Genomic DNA, 18,228 nt, shown 5'->3' with positions numbered 1-18,228 from the left:
GCCGCCTTGCTCAGGCGCCGGCCCGGGACGGCAGGATCTTGCCGGGGTTCATCAGGTTCCCCGGGTCAATGGCCTGCTTGATGGCCCGCATCACCCCCAGGGCGTCCTCACCGTGCTCGGCTGCCATGAATTTCATCTTGCCCTGGCCGATGCCGTGCTCGCCGGTGCAGGTGCCGCCATAGGCCAGGGCCCGCGCCGCCAGCCGCTCCAGAAATCCCTCAATGGCGGCGCGCTGGGCGGCGTCGTTCACGTCAAAGAAGGGCTGGGTATGAAAATTGCCGTCGCCCACATGGCCAACGGTGCCGCCGGCGATGCCGATGCTGTCCAGATCGCGCGTGGTTTCCTCCACGCAATCGGCCAGATGGGAAATCGGCACGCACACGTCGGTGGCGAAGGTGAGCATGCCTGGATTGGCGGCGCGGCCGGCCCAATAAGCGTCGTGCCGGGCCTGCCACAGGCGCGTGCGGTCCTCCGCCCGCGTGGCCCATTCGAACGGCCCGCCGCCGAGCCCCTCAGCGATTTCGCCAAAACGGGCCGCCTGCTCCTGCACCGAAGCATCAGTGCCATGGAATTCCACCAGCAGCATCGGCGTCTCGGGCAGGCCAATCTTCGAATAGCCGTTGACCGAGCGCACCGAGGCAACGTCGAGCAATTCGATGCGCGCCACCGGGATGCCGGACTGGATGGTCTGGATGGTGGCGTCGCAGGCGGCGTGAACGCTGGGGAACGGGCAGCAACCGGCGGAGATCGCCTCTGGAATGCCATGCAGCCGCAAGGTGATTTTGGTGATGACGCCGAGGGTGCCTTCAGACCCAACGAACAGATGGGTAAGATCGTAGCCGGCGGCGCTCTTCTTCGCGCGTGTGCCGGTGTGAATGACCCGGCCGTCCGGCAACACCACCTCAAGCGCCAGCACGTTCTCGCGCATGGTTCCATAGCGCACGGCGTTGGTGCCGGAGCAGCGCGTCGCCGCCATGCCGCCGATGGAGGCGTCCGCGCCAGGATCAATCGGGAAGAACAGGCCGGCGTCGCGCAGGTATTCGTTGAGCTCCTTGCGGGTGACGCCAGGCTCGACAACCACGTCGAGGTCCTCCGCGTGCACCGCGATCACCGCCTTCATGCGGCCGGTGTCGATGCAGACGCCGCCAAAGGGCGCGTTGACGTGCCCCTCCAGCGAGGTGCCGGTTCCATAGGGAATCATCGGCGTCTGGTGGGCGGCGCACAGGCGGACGATCTCCACCACCTCTTCCGTCGTCTCCGGAAAAACCACGGCGTCCGGCGGCTGGTTGCCCTGCCAGGTGAGGGTGTTGGCGTGCTGCTCGCGGATCGTCTCATTGACGGTGAAACGCTCGCCAAACCTCGCCTGCAGGGCGGCAAGGCAACTGGCAAGGCTGGCGGCGCGGCCAGGCGCCGCGGCCGTGTCCCCGACAAGTGCTGGCTGGATCGTCGCTGCCATGTCTGCCTTCCCCTCCGCCTCATAGGTGGCCCAACCGGCCAGCGCGGCAAAAACGCCACAACCGGCGCTGTCTGGGGCCAGTTTAACCGGCCTGACCGATCGCCACCACAGGCTTGCCGATATTCTCGCGGTTCAGCATGCGCGTCAGCAAAGCGGGCGTTTCCTCAAGCGCGAAGGTGGCGGTGGGCTGCGGGTTGATGCTGCCCGCGTTCACCAGCTCGATCATGCGCTGGAAAATGACGGCGGCGGCGCCGGCCTCGGCCCGCACATGACCACCCCAGTCGACGCCGACAATGCTGGCGCGCTTCAGCAAAGGCAGATTGAGCGGAATTTTCGGAATCTCGCCGCCCGCGAAGCCGACCACCAGATGGCGACCGCCAGGGGCCAGGCACCGGAACGCCGTCTCAGACCACTGGCCGCCGACAGGATCATAAATCACCGAGAGCTTGCGCCCGTCGAGCAGGCCTTCCAGCGTCTTGCGCCACTCCGGCGCGCTGTAATTCACGGTGAGATCGGCGCCAGCTTTCACACAGGCGGCGAGGCGCTCGTCGGACGATGCGGCGGCGATCACGGTCGCGCCCATGCCTTTGGCCACGTCGATGGCGGCCATGCCGACGCCGCCGGAGGCGCCAAGCACCAGCACGGTCTCGCCAGGCTGCAAGCGTCCGCAGGTCTCAAAGCCATAGATGGCGGTGGAATAATTCACCAGCGCGGCGGCTGCGGCGACGGAGCTGAATTTTTCCGGCAACGGCGTGCATTGGGCCGCGAACACCACCGCCTTCTCACACAGGGCGCCGCGCTCGGCCAGGGCCATCACCCGCTTGCCGACGAGATCCTGCGGGGCTTCGGCGCCAACGGCGACAACCGTGCCGGCAAGCTCGCTGCCGGGTATGAACGGCAGCGGGCGCTTGACCTGATAGGCGCCGCGCACATTGAGGCCGTCGACGAACCCAAGACCCACCGCCTCAACGGCAATGATGGCGTCGCGCGGACCGGGAGCCGGCTCAGGCAGATCCCTCACCACCAGGTTTTTCGGATCGCCATACTCGAGACACTGCACAGCCTTCATCGTCATCCTCGCGCGTTTGCTCCCGCCTGGGCTTTTGCGACGACAGCGAACCACGCCGCGCACGAAAGCACCAGGCACGTTTGTCAGAGGCTTTGAACCGAAGCTGCAGGTTGCGCAAGGGGCGCCAGGAGCCCAGGGCCGCGCGAGGGAGCAAGGGGGGCATCAGGGGACCAGGGGAAAGGGGGCGCCGGGAAAGGGGCGTGAGGGTGCACAGGAGGCCTCGCCTTCATCCGGGGCGACCATTCATTCCCACCCACGCTTCCTGCCCCACCGCTCCATGCCCGCGCCCCACGTCCCACACCCAAAGCCCGGCCGTCATGGCCGGGCCTGACCCGGCGATCCGCGCAAACGGCGCGCCTGCAACGGGAAACGCCCGGATCAAGTCCGGGCATGACGTGGTTTTGTTGGCGGCGTGTGTGGGTAAAGCGCGGGTTCAAGAAAGGGTGGAGCCGCCGGCGCTACGCCGTGACGGGGGCGGGAGACGCGAATAAGGGCCATGCTGAAGAACCCGCAACGGTCGCTCGCCCGCGCCTTTGGCCACCCGGATCACCCAATGCCCCGCCCGTTTCAGGCCCTCAGCAAAGACCCGTCGCGCAGGGGCGCAACATGCCGGGCTGGTTCTGGTTTTGCAGTTGCTGGATCTGCTGCTGTTGCTGCATCTGCCGCAACTGGTTCTGCTGCTGGTACTGCTGGTTTTCCAGGCGTTGCTGCATCGAGCGGTTCGACTGCTCAACTGACTGGCCGCGAACCCCCGTCACCGGATCATAGCCCTGGGCGTGCAACGGAACGCCGGAGGCAGCCCACAGGGCGGCGGCGGCCGCCAGGGCGGCGGCGGCGGCGCCCAGCGCCACCCGGCGGCGCATGCGCGCAACTTCCTGGGCAGTGATGGCTTTCGCCCGGGCCGTGGCCTTTCCACGCCGACCATTGCCGCGCACCGCGCGTTCGCGCGCGACAGCCCATGCTTGACGCGTGTCAGGATGATGGCGCATGGCGGCTCCTTGATACGGGTCGACGCGCTACCCGGAGAGACTGAATGGCAAGCGCGCCAGAAGGCTTCTGAAACCTTCCATTCACTAATATAGAAGCCCATATGGCTTTTGGAAGGCCTTTCTGATGGAAACGAATGCTCGACTTTCGTTCCCCTTATGGTCCAATGTGCTGACGCTACGGCGCACCGTCGAATCGGGATATTCCGTGAGCTGGCGGACATTTGGCGGGATGGCGCGTTTTCGTGCGCGGCCTGGCCAGCGCTGGTCATGGCCCGCCCGGCTCATGGCCCGCCCGGCTCTCGGCCCGCCCGGCTCTCGGCCCGCCCGGCTCTCGGCCCGCTCGGCTCTCGGCCCGCTCGACTCCTGGCTAACGCGGATCCTGCCCAGCAAGGATCCTGCCCAGCGCTGGTCCCGGCGAAACCGGCGCCGGTGGGACCGGGGGGCAGCCAATCCGTTCAATGTGGAGCCGGCAAGCGGCAGCCGGGCCGGCTTCCCCGGAAAGTAAAAACTGAACAGGTCAATGCAAGGTTCTGACGATCATTCCGGCAATATGGCCGCGCCCGCTTATGCGCCGAAAGCCGGCGGCATCGCCGCCCGCGCCCGTCAGGGCGCCATGGCGGCGCACATGCCGCCGTCTTATCTGGACGGGCTCAATCCGGAGCAGCGCCTCGCCGTCGAAACCACCGAAGGCCCGCTGCTGGTGCTGGCGGGCGCCGGCACCGGCAAGACCCGGGTGCTGACCACCCGCATCGGTCACATTCTCGCCAGCGGTCTCGCCCTGCCGTCGCAGATCCTCGCCGTCACCTTCACCAACAAGGCGGCGCGCGAGATGAAGGAGCGCATCAGCCATCTGGTTGGCCCGGCCGCCGAGGGCATGCCCTGGCTCGGCACGTTCCACGCCATCAGCACCCGCCTGTTGCGCCGCCACGCCGAACTGGTCGGCCTGAAGCCGACCTTCACCATTCTGGACACCGACGACCAGATCCGGCTGATGAAGCAGGTGCTGCAGGCCGAAGGCGTCGACGAAAAACGCTGGCCGGCGCGCCAGCTGGCCAATCTGATCGACGGCTGGAAAAACCGGGCGCTGTCGCCGGCGCAGGTTCCGGCCGGCGAAGGCGCCGCCTTCGCCAACGGGCGCGGCGGCAAGCTCTACGCCATGTATCAGGAGCGGCTGAAAACCCTGAACGCCGCCGATTTCGGCGACCTGCTGCTGGAGAGCATCCGCCTGTTCCGCGAGCAGCCGGACGTGCTGGCCATGTACCAGCAGCGCTTCCGTTACATGCTGGTGGACGAATATCAGGACACCAACGTCGCCCAGTACCTGTGGCTGCGCCTGCTGGCCCAGGGGCGCGATCCGGCCCACCGCAACCTGTGCTGCGTCGGCGACGATGACCAGTCGATCTATGGCTGGCGCGGCGCCGAGGTCGACAACATCCTGCGCTTCGAGCACGATTTTCCCGGCGCCCAGGTGGTGCGGCTGGAGCGCAATTACCGCTCGACCGGCCACATTCTCACCGCCGCTTCCGAATTGATCGCCCGCAACGAGGGCCGCCTCGGCAAACGACTGCACACGGAGGACGAGGACGGCGAGAAGGTCGCCATCACCGGCGCCTGGGACTCGGAGGAAGAGGCCCGCCTCGTCGGCGAGGAAATCGAGGCCCTGCAGGCCAGGAACCATTCGCTTGGCGACATGGCGATCCTCGTGCGCATCTCGGCGCAGATGCGCGAGATGGAAGATCGCCTGGTGCAACTCGGCGTGCCCTACCGGGTGATCGGCGGCCCGCGCTTCTATGAGCGGCTGGAAATCCGCGACGCCATGGCCTATCTGCGCTGCGTCGTCTCGCCCGCCGACGATCTGGCCTTCGAGCGCATCGTCAACACGCCGAAGCGCGGCCTTGGCGACGCCACCCTGCAGATCCTGCACGCCCACGCCCGGGCGGCGCGCATTCCGCTGATGGAGGCGGCGCGCTATCTGGTGGAGACGGAAGAACTCAAGCCAAAACCGCGCAAGACCATCCGCGATCTGCTGGCGGATTTCGGCCGCTGGAGCGCCGCCGCCGCGCGCATGCGCCAGGGCGAGCTGGCGGAGCTGGTGCTGGACGAATCCGGCTACACCGAGATGTGGCGGCGCGACCGCTCCGCCGAAGCCAGCGGCCGCCTCGACAACCTCAAGGAGCTGGTGCGCTCGCTGGAGGAGTTCCCCGACCTGCAGAGCTTCCTGGAGCACGTCTCGCTGGTGATGGAGGCGGCGGACGGCGACACCGGCGAGCGCGTCTCGCTGATGACCCTGCACGCCGCCAAGGGGCTGGAATTCGACACGGTGTTCCTGCCTGGCTGGGAGGAAGGGCTGTTCCCCAACCAGCGCGCCCTCGACGAGAGCGGCCGCGCCGGGCTGGAGGAGGAGCGCCGCCTCGCCCACGTCGGCATCACCCGCGCCCGCAAGCGCGCCCGCATCTATTTCGCCAGCAACCGGCGCATCCACGGCCTGTGGAACGCCACCATTCCCTCGCGCTTTATCGATGAGCTGCCGGAAAGCGCGGTGGAGGTTCTGGACGCCCCCGCATCCTATGGTTACGGCGGCTACGGCCAGAACAATGGCTATGGCCAGAGCCGGTTCGACCGCGCCGCCGGCGGCTATGCCGGCGCCGCGGAAACCGCCCCCTCCAGTTACGCAACGCCAGGCTGGCAACGGGCCCAGGCGCGCGGGTTTGGCCAGGGCGGGTTTGGCCAGGGCGGCCATGGCGCCGGCGGTTCGCAATTCGCAGCCGGACGCGGCGGCTCCCGCACACGAAGCAAGGGCGGGCCGGTGATCGAGGGCGAACTGGTGGCGCGCTCCACCGGCGCCTCGGCCTTCAGCGTCGGCGACCGGATCTTTCACCAGAAGTTCGGCCCCGGCTCAGTGGCGCTGGTCGATGGCAACAAGCTGACAGTGGATTTCGACAAGGCCGGCCGCAAGACCGTGCTCGACAGCTTCGTCGAGGCGACCTGACAAACAGGCCGCGGCGGCTTCTCCCCGGGGCCGCCGGGCGCCCGGAAAGACGCTTCTGCCGCCCCCAGACGCGACCCGATTCCCCAACCCGCCGCCCGACCTTTCACCTGCCTGCCAGTGGCCTGTTCACCTGCCCGCCAGTGGCCCGTTCGCCCGCCCGCCGCCGGGCCTTTTTCCTGGCTGCCGGCGGGCCTTTTTCCTGGCTGCCGGCGGCTTGTCGTTCACCATCGCGCGAAACTTGCCGGGCATAGCGTCCAATACGGGATTGCGCCCGAAGGCCGATCCACGGCAGGATGATGTAAACCTTGTGTTTACTGTTTTCCTGAGGCCCCGCGCCCTGACGCGCGCCGGGCCTCATAATCGCCACAACCGGGCGCCACCGCTCAACGCCGTTACCAAGGAGATCCCAGATGGCGAACATCCCCCAGGCTTCCGACTCAGGCGACGCCAGCACCCTTCCGGCACTCGGCCTGCGTTGGGCCGCGTTGCGCGGCATGCTGGGCTCGCCGTTGATCGACGCCGAGGACCAGCGCGAGCTGCGCCGTGAGCTGCTGCAGGAGCTGAAAAGCGTTGAGCAGTCCATGTCGCGCGTGTCCGCGCGCAGCGGCCTTGAACTGTCGACCAAGATTGATGTGCTGGCCCAGGCCCTGCGCGAACTGACCTTCCCCGATGGCCGCAACGCCCTGGACCTGCTGGAGAGCATCCGTGGCGACGTGACCAGCCTGGTGCCGCGCAACGCCGAGAAGAGCACGCACCTGAGCCGTGGCCCGGTGCTGCAGCGCCCGGAGAGCGGCGGAGCAACTCCGGCGCCGTCCACCCCGGCCGGTTCGGGCGCCTGAGCCGCCTGGGTCATCTGTCAGCCTGAGTCATGTGCCCCAGGCTTGCGTAATCAGGGTCGCCGCGAACATCCGGTTCGCGGCGATTTTTTTGCGCCGGCTTCCCGCGTCAGGCCACGATGGCCTGCGTCGCCCCGGCCAGCCAGGCCCGCTCGTCGTCACTGGCCAGGGATGGGGTCAACGCCTCGCGCACGCGCGCATGGTAGGCGTTCAGCCAGGCAAGCTCCGCGTCCGATAGCAGCGACGGTTCGACGAGACGCAGGTCAATCGGCGCCAGGGTCAGGGTCTCAAAACCGAGCATGGGTTTTTCCGCGCCCGGGATGTCCCGCTCCTCCACCACCAGCAGGTTTTCGATGCGGATGCCCCAGGCGCCGGCCTTGTAGTAGCCCGGCTCGTTCGAGAGGATCATGCCCGGCTCAAGCGCCACATTGCCGAGCCGGGAGATGCGCTGCGGCCCCTCGTGCACGGACAGGAAACTGCCGACGCCATGCCCCGTGCCGTGATCAAAATCGAGGCCGGCCTCCCACAGCGGGCGGCGGGCGAAGCTGTCGATCTGCGCGCCCCAGGTTCCCCTGGGAAACACCGCCGTCGCCACCGCGATATGGCCCTGAAGCACGCGGGTGAAGCGGTCGCGCATTTCGGCGTCCGGTTCGCCCACGGCGATGGTGCGGGTGATATCCGTGGTGCCGTCCGCGTACTGCGCGCCTGAATCGATCAGGAACATCCCCGTCCCCACCGGCGCGTTGGTCGCCGTGGTGACCCGGTAGTGGACGATGGCGCCATTCGGCCCGGCGCCGGATATGGTCGGGAACGACACGTCTTCCAGCACATTGGTGTCGCGCCGGAAGGTTTCGAGGGCGCTGACCGCGTCGATCTCGGTGACGCCGCCGGCCGGCGCCGCGCCGTCGAACCAGCGCAGAAACCGGGTGACGGCGGCGCCGTCGCGCAGATGGGCGGCGCGCGAGCCGGCGATCTCCACCGGGTTCTTGCGCGCCTTCATCAATGTCAGCGGGTCCTCGCCCACATCGGCGGCGCCGCCCGCCCCCGTCACAATGGTCGACAATGCGGCGGCGCCGGTCGCTGCATCAATGCGGATGCGGCCGCCTGCCGCCGCCTGCCGCAGACGCTCCTCCAGCACGGCGGGCGGGACCACATCCGCCACCCCGGCAAGCGCCGCGCCCGCCTCCGCCGTCAGCTTGCGGCCGTCCAGAAACAGCGCCGGCCGCCCGTCGCGCGGAACCAGCGCGTAACCCAACGCCAGCGGCGTGTGCGGCACATCGGCGCCGCGAATATTGAACAGCCAGGCCATATTGTGGGGATCGCTGATCAGCAGCGCGTCCAGCTTTTCGTTGCCGAGGCTGTCGCGCAGCCGCGCCAGCCGCGTCGCGGCGCTTTCACCCGCCAGCGCCTCCGGCTGCACGCGGATGCGGCCCGCCGGCGGCTGCGGCCGGTCGCTCCACACCGCGTCGAGCGGATTGTGGCCAACAGGCTCCAGCCGGCCGCCCGCAGCGTCAGCCGCTTTGGCGAAGCGGCTGACGGAGCCCGCAGTATGCAGCCAGGGATCATAGCCGAGCCGCGCTCCGGCGGGCAGATGCGCCCGCAGCCACGCTTCGGGCGTTGTTTCAGCCAGCGGAACCACGGTGAATGCGGTTTCGTCGACCTGCTGCGGCGCCTGAAGCACATAGCGCCCGTCCACGAATACGGCGGCGCGATCCTCCAGCACGACCGCCAGGCCGGCCGAGCCGGTGAAGCCGGTGAGCCACGCCAGCCGCTCGGCGTTCGCCGGCACATACTCGCCCTGGTGCTCATCAGCGCGCGGAACGATGAAGCCATTGAAGCCATGGCGGCGCAGTTCGGCGCGCAGGGCGGCGAGGCGGCCAGGCCCGGCGGCGCCGTCCGCCGCGTCGTCAAAACTCTGGAACACCGCCCTGAACATGAGGTTCTCCCGCAACCGCCCCCGCCTGCTCCGATATGGCCGCATTCATGCCGGCGGCGCAAGGCGCGGGGGCGCGGCGACGCCAGACGGATAAGGCAGGTTCGCGTACGCTTGCGTACCATTTGCGGAAAGTAGTGTATGTGACGATTATTTGAATGATTAAAGAATTCATACCCGTCCCTTCCGCAACCAACTGTCATGCATTTGGGTGATGGCCGCCATGCGCTGCGACATCTACTGGCGGCGCGCTGTCTGGCCTAAATAGGGTTCACACAAGAACAAGAGGAACGCTGGGGCTGTCTTTCAGATTTGGAGATAGACCAATGGCAACTGCTACTTTCGCTAACGTTTCGGCTAACCACAACGCCCGCTCTGGAAAGCACGCCGGTTTTGGCGCGGCTCTTCGCTCGCTCTTCACTGGCTTCCGCTACGGCGTTTCCGGTGATGTGCTGCACACCGCAGCCCAGCTTGGCCCGGAGCAGCTGAAGGAAGTCGGCGGCGTCCAGGACTCCGAGACGGGTCTGGTTTACGCCACCCGCTGATCCCGCCCCGCCATAGCGGTTTTCAATAATCGCAGCGCGGCGTCAGCCAATCGCAAAAAGCCGCGAACGTTTCATACGCTCGCGGCGACGCCCCCAGAACAGACTTCCCGACCGGGCGCCTGTTCTTAGGGACTGTCTGACAAAGAAAAAGCCGGCCACAATGGCCGGCTTTTCTTGTTTTTGAGGGCGCCGGATCGGGTTTGCCCGCCGCGCCATGCGCGGTGATACAGGTCCGGCCCGGAAACCAGGGACGCATCACCGGCCCCTGGTCTTTTATCCGTCCTGTTATCCGTTTTTCCTTGCTGGCCGGGGGGCCGCGCCGCCGCGGCGCAGCACCAGCGCCGCCCAGCCCTCGCGATCGCGTCGCTCCGCCAGCGCGAAGCCCTGGGCGCGATAGGCCGCGAGCACGCCCGGCACGTCCCGCGCCAGCAGGCCGGACAACACCAGATTGCCCCCCGGCGCGACCGAGCGGCTCAGGGACACGGCCATCAGCCGCAGCGGCCGCGCCAGGATATTGGCGAACACCAGCTCGAACCTGCGCCCACGCGCGTGGGCGTTCTCCACGCCTGGCGCGATGTAATAGGTCAGCAGGCTGGCGACGCCATTGGCTTTGGCATTGTCCGCCGCCACCGCGATGGCCGTGGGGTCGAGATCGCCAGCGATCACCGGAACGCGCAGCCATTTCGCCGCGGCGATGGCCAGAATGCCGGTGCCGGTGCCCACATCGAGGATGGACTGGGGACGGCGACGGTTGGCGAGGCGCACCAGCGCGTCAAGACAGCCCGAGGTGGTGCCGTGGTGGCCCGTGCCGAAGGCCAGCGCCGCCTCAATCTCAAGCGCCACGTCATTGGCCTTCACCACGGCGCGATCATGGCTGCCGTAGACCAGGATGCGCCCGGCGCGCACCGGCTTCAGCCCGTCCAGCGAAGCTTTCACCCAGTCCTGCTCACGAATGTCGTCGAACACCGCATCATCGGCGATGTCGCCGACCACGGGACGGATGATGTCGCGGATCATCGCCTCATCCGGCGGATGGGCGAAATAGGCTTCGAGCAGCCAGCCCTGATCCGTCTCGAAGGCGGACACGGCGGTTTCGACGGGATCGAAGATCTCGCCGAGAATTTCGGTGGTCATGCGGGCGCTGCCTTCGTCGGTGACGAGGCGCATGATCCGCGTGGCCTTGTGGGGTTGCAGTCCTTCGATCATGAGGACGCCGTTAGCACAGGCCAGCGTTCGCGGCGAGGCGAAAACGCTGCGCCAGAACAGCGCCCGCCCTGGCTTGCGGATGGGAGGCGCCCCGGCGATCCAGATCTCCTCCGCCATGGCGCGCCTCCTGAAGCTAAAGCGAAATTCATTCTATCGCCCATCGCCCGCCGCGCCAGGCCACTGCCAGTCATGTCCCCGTCATCACGCCCGCCTCGACCGCCCCCCACCTCCATCGTCATGCCGGCGCTTGTTGCGGGCATCCACGCCTTCACGACGATGGACTCACGAAGCCCCCTGCGTGGATGGCCGGGACAAGCCCGGCCATGACGGCGGCTGGGGGACGGCGGAGGCATGACGAGAGAGGCGGAGGCGGAGGCCACGGCCGTGAGGCGGGGGCAGCGGGCGGCCCGCAGCCCCCGCCCGCATCCGGCAAGCCTTCAGCCCGCCAGCCAGTCCCGCAACGCCGCGTTCACCGCCCCGGGTCGCTCCAGGGTGGAGATGTGGCCACATTCGGGAACCACGACCAGGCGTGAGCCGGCGATCCCGGCGTGGATCTCCTGGGCCCGCTCTGGCGGCGTCAGCCGGTCGCCGTCGCCGACCAGCACCAGGGTCGGGCAGCGGATGGCGGCGAGGCCGGGCCGTGAATCAGGGCGGCCCATGATGGCGCGCTGCTGGCGGGCGTAGGCTGGCAGGCTCACCTCGGCGTACATGGCCTTGTAGACCGCCTTCAGGTCCGCGTCGCCAACGCGGCCGGCATGCACGGCCAGCGGCCAGCTGGCATTGACGACGCCGTCCAGATCGCCGGCTTCCGCCATGGCGATGGCGGCAAGGCGCCGCTCCGTCACGTCCGGCGTGTCCGCCGTGGCGGCGGTGTCGAGCAACGCCAGGCGGCTCACCCGCTCCGGGGCCAGCCGCATGATGGCGAAGGCGAGATAGCCGCCCATGGACAGGCCGGCCAGGGCGAAGCGCGGCGGCGCATCGGCAAGGATGGCGCCGGCGATCTCATCCATGGTCGCGCCGCGCGTGTGGTTGGCAATCTGCACCGCCGCCAGCGGCCACAGCGCCGGAACCTGCGGCCCATACAGCAGGGCCGAGCAGCCGAGCCCGGGAACCAGCACCAGCGGCTCATGCGTCAGCGGGCCATGCGTCCTGGCAACCATGAATGTTCCTCCCATTATATTTGTCTGAACCATTGGCCCGAGGCATTGACGGGCGAACCGTCGCAACCTTGCCCTGAAAACCGGCGCGGGCCAATCTGCTGTCAACCAACAGAAACAGACTGGAGAAAACGCCCATGCTGAACCAGATCGACCGCATGGTTCTCGCGACGCCAGATGCTGCGGAAACAGCGCGCAACTGGATCAGCCTGCTGGGCGCGGAGCCGGATGGCGCCGATCGCATTGCCGCGCTGGGCGCCAGGCGCACCCGGCTGCGCCTGGCCCAGGGTTACGTCGAGCTGCTGGAGGCGGACGGCGCCGGGCCGGTCGCCGACGCGCTGGCGACGCGCGGGCGGGCGCACATGTTCGCGGCGGGATTTTCAACGACAGACGTGGCCGGCCTGAAGCGCCGCCTCGCCGACCAGGGCGTGGCCGTGGCCGAGGAACACGGCCAGTTGCACCCGGACCCGGCCACGATGGGCGTGCGCGGGCTGCGGGTGGTGGTTTCGCCGCATGCGGAGCGCCCGGCAGTCGGGCTGCCCGATTTCTTTTACGAAGCCACCCTGCTCGACCCGGAGCCGGAGCAGGCGATCGCCCGGCTGGCGACGCTGTTCGGCATCGACCGCGCCATTGAATGCCCAATCGCCTCGCAGACCTTCGGCTATGAGGGCGCGCTGACCCTGTTCCAGCCGCGCCAGTTGCACCGCTTCGAGGTGATCAACCCGTCGAAGCCCGGCACGACCATGGCCCGGCAACTGCAGAAGCTTGGCCCGGTGATGTACATGGGCTTCGCCGAGTCAGCGCGGATCGGCGAGATCGAGGCGCGGGCTCGCGCCGCGGGCGCCGGCATGACCGTGGACCGGCCTGCGGCGCGACCGGCTGATCGCATGGCCGACCAGCTCTGGCTGCACCCGGATGCGCTTGGCGGCATGATGCTCGGCGTCTCCCGCCCCGGCATGGCCTGGACCTGGTCCGGCGATCCGGCGCGGGTTCCGGCGATCGATTAAGGCTGGAGCGGCTTTGACGCCTTTTGGGGAGCGTGATTGCCGGCGGCCGACGCTCTGGCGGCCGGCAGGCAAGGCGTGGATGGCCGGTACAGGCCCGGCCACGAAGCCATGATCGCTGTTGCGGCTGGCTGACATGACGCGTGGAATCGGCTTTCGGCGACATGGCGCCGGTGTTTCATATTGCCGCCCGCCCCGCCGCGCGCTATGCGAACGCCATGTCACAGAACGATCAGACCCGCACTGACGCCGGCGCGGCCGCCGCGTCGCAAGAGCAGTCACAGGACAAGGCCCTGCAGCGCCCCAAGGCCCGGCTGGCGCGCGGCTTTGTCGATCGCGGTCCCGCCGAGCTGGCGGCCAGCGCCCGCATGCTCGAAACAATCCGCAAGACCTATGAGTTCTACGGGTTTGACGCGGTCGAGACGCCGTTCATCGAATACACCGACGCGCTCGGCAAGTTCCTGCCCGACCAGGACCGGCCGAATGAGGGCGTGTTCTCGTTCCAGGACGATGACGAGCAGTGGCTGTCGCTGCGCTATGATCTGACGGCGCCGCTGGCCCGCTTCGTTGCCGAGAATTTCGACAGCCTGCCGAAGCCCTACAAGAGCTATCGCGCCGGCTGGGTGTTCCGCAACGAGAAGCCGGGGCCCGGCCGCTTCCGCCAGTTCATGCAGTTCGACGCAGACATCGTTGGCGCCGCCTCGGTCGCCGCCGACGCCGAAGTCTGCATGATGGCGGCGGACACGCTGGACGCCCTCGGGCTTGCGGGCAAATACGTTATCAAGATCAACAACCGCAAGGTGCTCGACGGCGTCATGGAGGCCATCGGCATCGGCGGCGATGACAATGCCGGCCGTCGCCTCACGGTGCTGCGGGCCATGGACAAGCTGGACAAGGTCGGCGTCGAGGGCGTGCGCGACCTGCTCGGCAAGGGCCGCATGGACCCCTCCGGCGACTTCACCAGGGGCGCCGAGCTGACGCCGGAAGCGGCGGACAGGGTGCTGGCGGTTCTCGCGGCCCGTGAAGACAGCAACGCCGCCACCGTCGCCAATATGGCGCGGGCCTTTGCCGAAACGGCGACAGGCCGCGAGGGTTGCGCGGAGCTGGCCGAAATTGCCGGTCTGCTCAGCGCCGCCGGCTATGACGACGGCCGGGTCATCATCGACCCCTCCGTCGTGCGCGGACTGGAATATTACACCGGCCCGGTGTTCGAGGCGGAGCTGACCTTCGAGGTAAAAGACGACAAGGGCCGGCCGGTCCGGTTCGGATCGGTGGGCGGCGGCGGCCGTTATGATGGCCTGGTCGGCCGTTTCCGGGGCGAGGATGTGCCGGCCACCGGCTTCTCCATCGGCGTGTCGCGGCTGATGGCCGCCCTGCTGGCGGTGAAAAGCCCTGTGGTGGCGGTGGAGCCGCCGCTGGGGCCGGTGGTGGTGCTGGTGCTGGACCGGGACCGCCTTGGCGACTACCAGGCCATGGTCGGGCAGTTGCGCGCAGCCGGCATCCGCGCCGAGCTGTACATGGGCCAGGCCGGCATGCAGGCGCAGGTCAAATATGCCGACAAGCGCGGCAGCGTCTGCGTGGTCATCCAGGGCAGCAACGAAAAGGAAAAGGGCGAGGTCACCATCAAGGACCTGCGCCTCGGCGCCAGCATCCGCCAGATCAAGGATCGCGAAACCTATCTGGCGAAGCAGGCGGAAGCCCAGTTCGCCGCGCCGGAGGCCGATCTGGTCGCGGCGGTGAACCGGGTGCTGGACCGCTACCGCTGATTGCATCAGGTTGGGACTGTGGTTGACCAGCGGGCGATAGCCGGCCCCGCCCCACGCCCCCGTCATGGCCGGGCCTGACCCGGCCATCCACGGATCTGGAGGCATCTCCATGGTCGCGGCTCCCGCGCCAGTCGCGGGAAACGCGGTTTTCTGATATGCAACCGCCCGGATGGCCTGCCGGGGCGGTTTCCGCCCTTCCGTCCATCCTTTGCCAACCTTGCCGCCTGGCCTTGCAACCCGGCCTCACCATCCCGGCCCAACCGCCGGAACGCTCACCCACCCGGCCCTCCTACAGGTAGATCAGATGTCGCCCCTGCTGACCGACGAACCAGCCACGCAACAGGCCTGCGCCAGCCTCCTGGCGCTGTTCGGGCGTGAGGGCTACCACCGGGTCGAGCCGCCTGTGCTGCAGCCAGCCAGCGTGTTTCTTGACCTGTCCGGCGAGGACATCCGCCGCCGCCTGTTCGTCACCGCCAGCGGTGACGGCGCCGAACTGTGCCTGCGGCCGGAGTACACCATTCCGGTAACCCGCCAGTTTCTGGAGGCGCAGGCCCGGGGCGCGCAGCCGCACGCCGCCGTGAGCTATCTTGGCCCCGTCTTCCGCCTGCGCGCCGGCGAGACCGGCGAATTCCCCCAGGCCGGGGTGGAATCGTTCGGCCGCAGCGACCGCAGCGCCGCCGACGCGGAGATTCTTGGCCTCGCCGTTGAGGCGACCACGTCGCTCGGCTTGCGCAACGCCGCCGTGCGCCTCGGCGACATGGGGCTGCTCACCGCCGTGGTGGATGCGCTCGGCGTCGATGCGCCAACCCGCCGCCGCCTGCTGCGCGGCGTCGCCGCCGGCCAGCCCCTGACCGCCATCACCGGCGAAGCCAATGCGGATGGCGATTACGCCGGCCTGCTCGGCGCCCTGGAGGGCCAGGACCCGCGCGCCGCCCGCGCCTTCGTTGAGGACGTGCTGACCATCGCCGGCATCACCACGGTGGGCGGGCGCAGCGCCAGCGATATCGCCCGCCGTTTTCTGGCCCGGGCCGAGCGCCGCGCCGCCGCGCTGGGGGGCGAGAAGCGGGAGATCCTGGAGAACTACCTCGCCATCGCCGGCAACCCGGACGACGCGGTGGTTGCCCTGCGCAAGCTGGCCAGCGACGCCGGCCTTGACCTCAGCGCGGCCATCGACCTGTTCGAGGAGCGGCTGGGCTTCTTCGCCGCCCGCGACGTGGATGTGGAGCGCATCGGCTTTTCCGCCAGGTTCGCCCGCAATCTCGACTATTACTCAGGCTTCATTTTCGAGATCGACGATCCGGTCCGCGCCGACCGCCGGCCAGTGGCGGCGGGCGGGCGTTATGACGGCCTGGCCGAGCGGCTTGGGGCCAGCGCGCCCCTGCCCGCCGTCGGCTGCGCCGTCTGGCTCGACCGTTTCGACAGCCTCGCCGTCATCGCCTGATCCGGGGAACACCATGTCAACCGATACCCCGCTTGTCATCGCCGTCCCCTCCAAGGGGCGCCTTCAGGAAAACGCCGCGGCGTTCTTCGCCCGCGCCGGCCTTGAGCTGCACCGGCCAGGCGGCGCCCGCGACTATCGCGGCGCCATCCGGGGGCTGCCCGGCGTCGAGGTGCTGTTCCTCTCCGCCTCGGAGATCGTCACCCAGCTTGCCAGCGGCGCGGCGCATCTGGGCATCACCGGCGAGGATCTGGTGCGCGAGCAGGTGCTGGACGCCGACGCCGCCGTGGAGATGCTGACGCCGCTTGGCTTCGGCAACGCCAATGTGGTGGTGGCCGTGCCCCAGGCGTGGATCGACGTGCGCACCATGGCGGACCTCGACGACGTCGCCTCCGACATGCGCGCCCGCCACGGCGAGCGCATGCGCGTCGCCACCAAATACATCAATCTGACGCGGGGGTTCTTCGCCGCCCACGGCCTCGCCGATTATCGCATCGTCGAAAGCCTGGGCGCGACCGAAGGGGCGCCGGCCTCGGGATCGGCCGAGATTGTCGTCGACATCACCACCACCGGCGCGACGCTGGCGGCCAATGCGCTGAAAATTCTCGATGACGGCGTCATGCTGCGCTCCTGGGCCAATCTGGTCGCCTCCATGCGCGCCGACTGGGGACCCACGGCGCGCGGCGCCGTGCGCACCATCCTGACGCGGATCGCCGCCGAGGAAGTGGCGCGCACGACGCGCGAGATCACCGCGCTGGTTCCGGCGCTGGACCGGGAAGCGCTGGAGAATCTGGCGAACCGCTTCAGCGCCCGCCTGCCGTTTGGCGCGCCGGCCGCAGGGGCGCCCGCCACGCTGGTGTGCCCCACCGGGCAGGTGTTCGCGCTGGTCGACGCGCTTTCCGCCGCCGGGGCCGACCATGTGGGCGTGCGCAAGCTGGAATATGCCTTCCGGCGGGAGAATGCGCTGGCCGAGCGGCTGTTCCGCCGGCTGGGCTGACATCCGGGAGCGCTTTGCAGCCAGATGGAGCGCATGGCCGGTCAGGCTTCGCGCAAGGCAGGAAAACCTGGCGCGACTTCCGGCCAATATTGACCGGAACCAGCTCCAGCGGGGCAGTTTCCGGAACGGTCCATGGGCGGCCCTGTCCTGTCAGTGCTTGCAAAGACGCCCCTGTTGCTGGCAAAAAGCCGCGAACGGCGACAACTTCCTGCGGGACGACGCCGTTGCGGTTGCTGACCGGATCGGGGCGACCGTGCGCCGGGCCCGCGGATATGTTGATGGAGTGGATGCACGTGAAAACTGTTCGCCTTGCACTGACGGCTGTCACCGCGCTTGCTGCGGCGAGCGCTCTCAACGTGACGTCCGCAGACGCCCGCCAGGGCCAGCCGCAACAGCAGGCTGCGCCGCAGCCGAAGAAGATCGAAAAGAACTTTCCACTCGGAAAGAACTGGATCGCCGTCAGCCTGAACGGCAAGCGCTATGGCGGCGCCGAGCGCCCCTCCTTCGTGCTTGACTCGCAGTTCCGCGCCCGTGGCTTTGGCGGCTGCAACAATTTCTCCGCCGTGGCCTTCCCGCTGCGCGACATGGGCATCGCCGTTGGCCCGCTGGCGCTGACGCGCCGCGCCTGCGACAAGGGCGCCCAGAGCGCCGAGACCGCCTATCTCTCCGCCCTGCGCTACGCCCAGAAGTGGGACATCATCAACGGCCAGCTGGTGATGAAGGGTCCCGCTGGGGAACTGCGCTTCGACCGCACGTTCTGAGCCAGCCGTTGGCTAGCTTTTTGGAGGCTGGCCCTGGTGTGGGTCGCCCCCCCGCGTCCTGGCCATAAAAAAACCCCGCTGC

The 18,228-nt window shown here is 68.4% G+C and carries 15 protein-coding genes; 8 read left to right on the top strand and 7 right to left on the bottom strand.

What is annotated here, in order from left to right:
- Positions 1-10: 10 nt before the first annotated feature.
- From ACERNI_RS15385 to ACERNI_RS15375, 3 genes are all read right to left on the bottom strand, one after another.
- Positions 11-1,456 (bottom strand): FAD-binding oxidoreductase, encoded by a 1,446-nt coding sequence (locus ACERNI_RS15385; protein WP_448834135.1) that lies wholly within the window; start codon positions 1,454-1,456, stop codon positions 11-13.
- An 82-nt stretch (positions 1,457-1,538) separates the two neighbouring features.
- The gene (locus tag ACERNI_RS15380; RefSeq protein ID WP_448834134.1) at positions 1,539-2,531 is read right to left on the bottom strand and encodes an NADPH:quinone oxidoreductase family protein; all 993 of its coding nucleotides are present in this window, start codon (positions 2,529-2,531) and stop codon (positions 1,539-1,541) included.
- A gap of 569 nt (positions 2,532-3,100) precedes the next feature.
- Complete coding sequence (locus ACERNI_RS15375; protein ID WP_448834133.1) at positions 3,101-3,514, bottom strand: hypothetical protein; 414 nt, start codon at positions 3,512-3,514, stop codon at positions 3,101-3,103.
- A gap of 520 nt (positions 3,515-4,034) precedes the next feature.
- Between ACERNI_RS15375 and ACERNI_RS15370 the strand changes: the two genes are divergently transcribed.
- Positions 4,035-6,503, top strand: a complete 2,469-nt coding sequence (locus tag ACERNI_RS15370) for an ATP-dependent helicase (protein ID WP_448834132.1) — start codon at positions 4,035-4,037, stop codon at positions 6,501-6,503.
- 103 nt (positions 6,504-6,606) lie between these two features.
- On the opposite strand, the gene ACERNI_RS15365 is transcribed toward ACERNI_RS15370, so the two are convergent.
- Positions 6,607-6,924 (bottom strand): hypothetical protein, encoded by a 318-nt coding sequence (locus ACERNI_RS15365; protein ID WP_448834131.1) that lies wholly within the window; start codon positions 6,922-6,924, stop codon positions 6,607-6,609.
- Between ACERNI_RS15365 and ACERNI_RS15360 the strand changes: the two genes are divergently transcribed.
- Positions 6,914-7,342: a hypothetical protein gene (locus tag ACERNI_RS15360; RefSeq protein ID WP_448834130.1), complete on the top strand. Its 429-nt coding sequence runs from the start codon at positions 6,914-6,916 to the stop codon at positions 7,340-7,342. The genes ACERNI_RS15365 and ACERNI_RS15360 overlap by 11 nt on opposite strands.
- 106 nt (positions 7,343-7,448) lie before the next feature.
- On the opposite strand, the gene ACERNI_RS15355 is transcribed toward ACERNI_RS15360, so the two are convergent.
- Complete coding sequence (locus ACERNI_RS15355) at positions 7,449-9,275, bottom strand: aminopeptidase P family protein (RefSeq protein ID WP_448834129.1); 1,827 nt, start codon at positions 9,273-9,275, stop codon at positions 7,449-7,451.
- Between the two features lie 323 nt (positions 9,276-9,598).
- Between ACERNI_RS15355 and ACERNI_RS15350 the strand changes: the two genes are divergently transcribed.
- The gene (locus tag ACERNI_RS15350; RefSeq protein ID WP_448834128.1) at positions 9,599-9,817 is read left to right on the top strand and encodes a hypothetical protein; all 219 of its coding nucleotides are present in this window, start codon (positions 9,599-9,601) and stop codon (positions 9,815-9,817) included.
- A 285-nt stretch (positions 9,818-10,102) separates the two neighbouring features.
- Here the strand turns inward: ACERNI_RS15350 and ACERNI_RS15345 are convergent, their stop codons facing one another.
- Together ACERNI_RS15345 and ACERNI_RS15340 are read right to left on the bottom strand one after the other, a co-directional pair.
- Complete coding sequence (locus ACERNI_RS15345) at positions 10,103-11,023, bottom strand: 50S ribosomal protein L11 methyltransferase (RefSeq protein WP_448834168.1); 921 nt, start codon at positions 11,021-11,023, stop codon at positions 10,103-10,105.
- Between the two features lie 437 nt (positions 11,024-11,460).
- The gene (locus ACERNI_RS15340) at positions 11,461-12,183 is read right to left on the bottom strand and encodes an alpha/beta fold hydrolase (RefSeq protein WP_448834127.1); all 723 of its coding nucleotides are present in this window, start codon (positions 12,181-12,183) and stop codon (positions 11,461-11,463) included.
- A gap of 134 nt (positions 12,184-12,317) precedes the next feature.
- Between ACERNI_RS15340 and ACERNI_RS15335 the strand changes: the two genes are divergently transcribed.
- The 5 genes from ACERNI_RS15335 (at position 12,318) to ACERNI_RS15315 (ending at position 18,146) form a co-directional block, all read left to right on the top strand.
- Positions 12,318-13,187: a VOC family protein gene (locus tag ACERNI_RS15335; protein ID WP_448834126.1), complete on the top strand. Its 870-nt coding sequence runs from the start codon at positions 12,318-12,320 to the stop codon at positions 13,185-13,187.
- A gap of 215 nt (positions 13,188-13,402) precedes the next feature.
- Positions 13,403-14,950 (top strand): histidine--tRNA ligase, encoded by a 1,548-nt coding sequence (hisS, locus tag ACERNI_RS15330; protein WP_448834167.1) that lies wholly within the window; start codon positions 13,403-13,405, stop codon positions 14,948-14,950.
- A 304-nt stretch (positions 14,951-15,254) separates the two neighbouring features.
- Positions 15,255-16,391 carry an ATP phosphoribosyltransferase regulatory subunit gene (locus ACERNI_RS15325; protein WP_448834125.1) on the top strand — a complete coding sequence of 379 codons (1,137 nt, stop codon included), beginning with the start codon at positions 15,255-15,257 and terminating at the stop codon, positions 16,389-16,391.
- Between the two features lie 13 nt (positions 16,392-16,404).
- Positions 16,405-17,385, top strand: a complete 981-nt coding sequence (gene hisG / locus ACERNI_RS15320) for an ATP phosphoribosyltransferase (protein ID WP_448834124.1) — start codon at positions 16,405-16,407, stop codon at positions 17,383-17,385.
- Between the two features lie 278 nt (positions 17,386-17,663).
- A complete protein-coding gene (locus ACERNI_RS15315) occupies positions 17,664-18,146 on the top strand; it encodes an META domain-containing protein (protein WP_448834123.1) in 483 nt (160 codons plus the stop codon).
- Positions 18,147-18,228 lie beyond the last annotated feature (82 nt).

It is taken from the genome of Camelimonas sp. ID_303_24 (assembly GCF_053543495.1).
The sequence above is the reverse complement of the archived record's forward strand: the minus strand, read 5'-3'. Positions and strand labels throughout refer to the sequence as shown.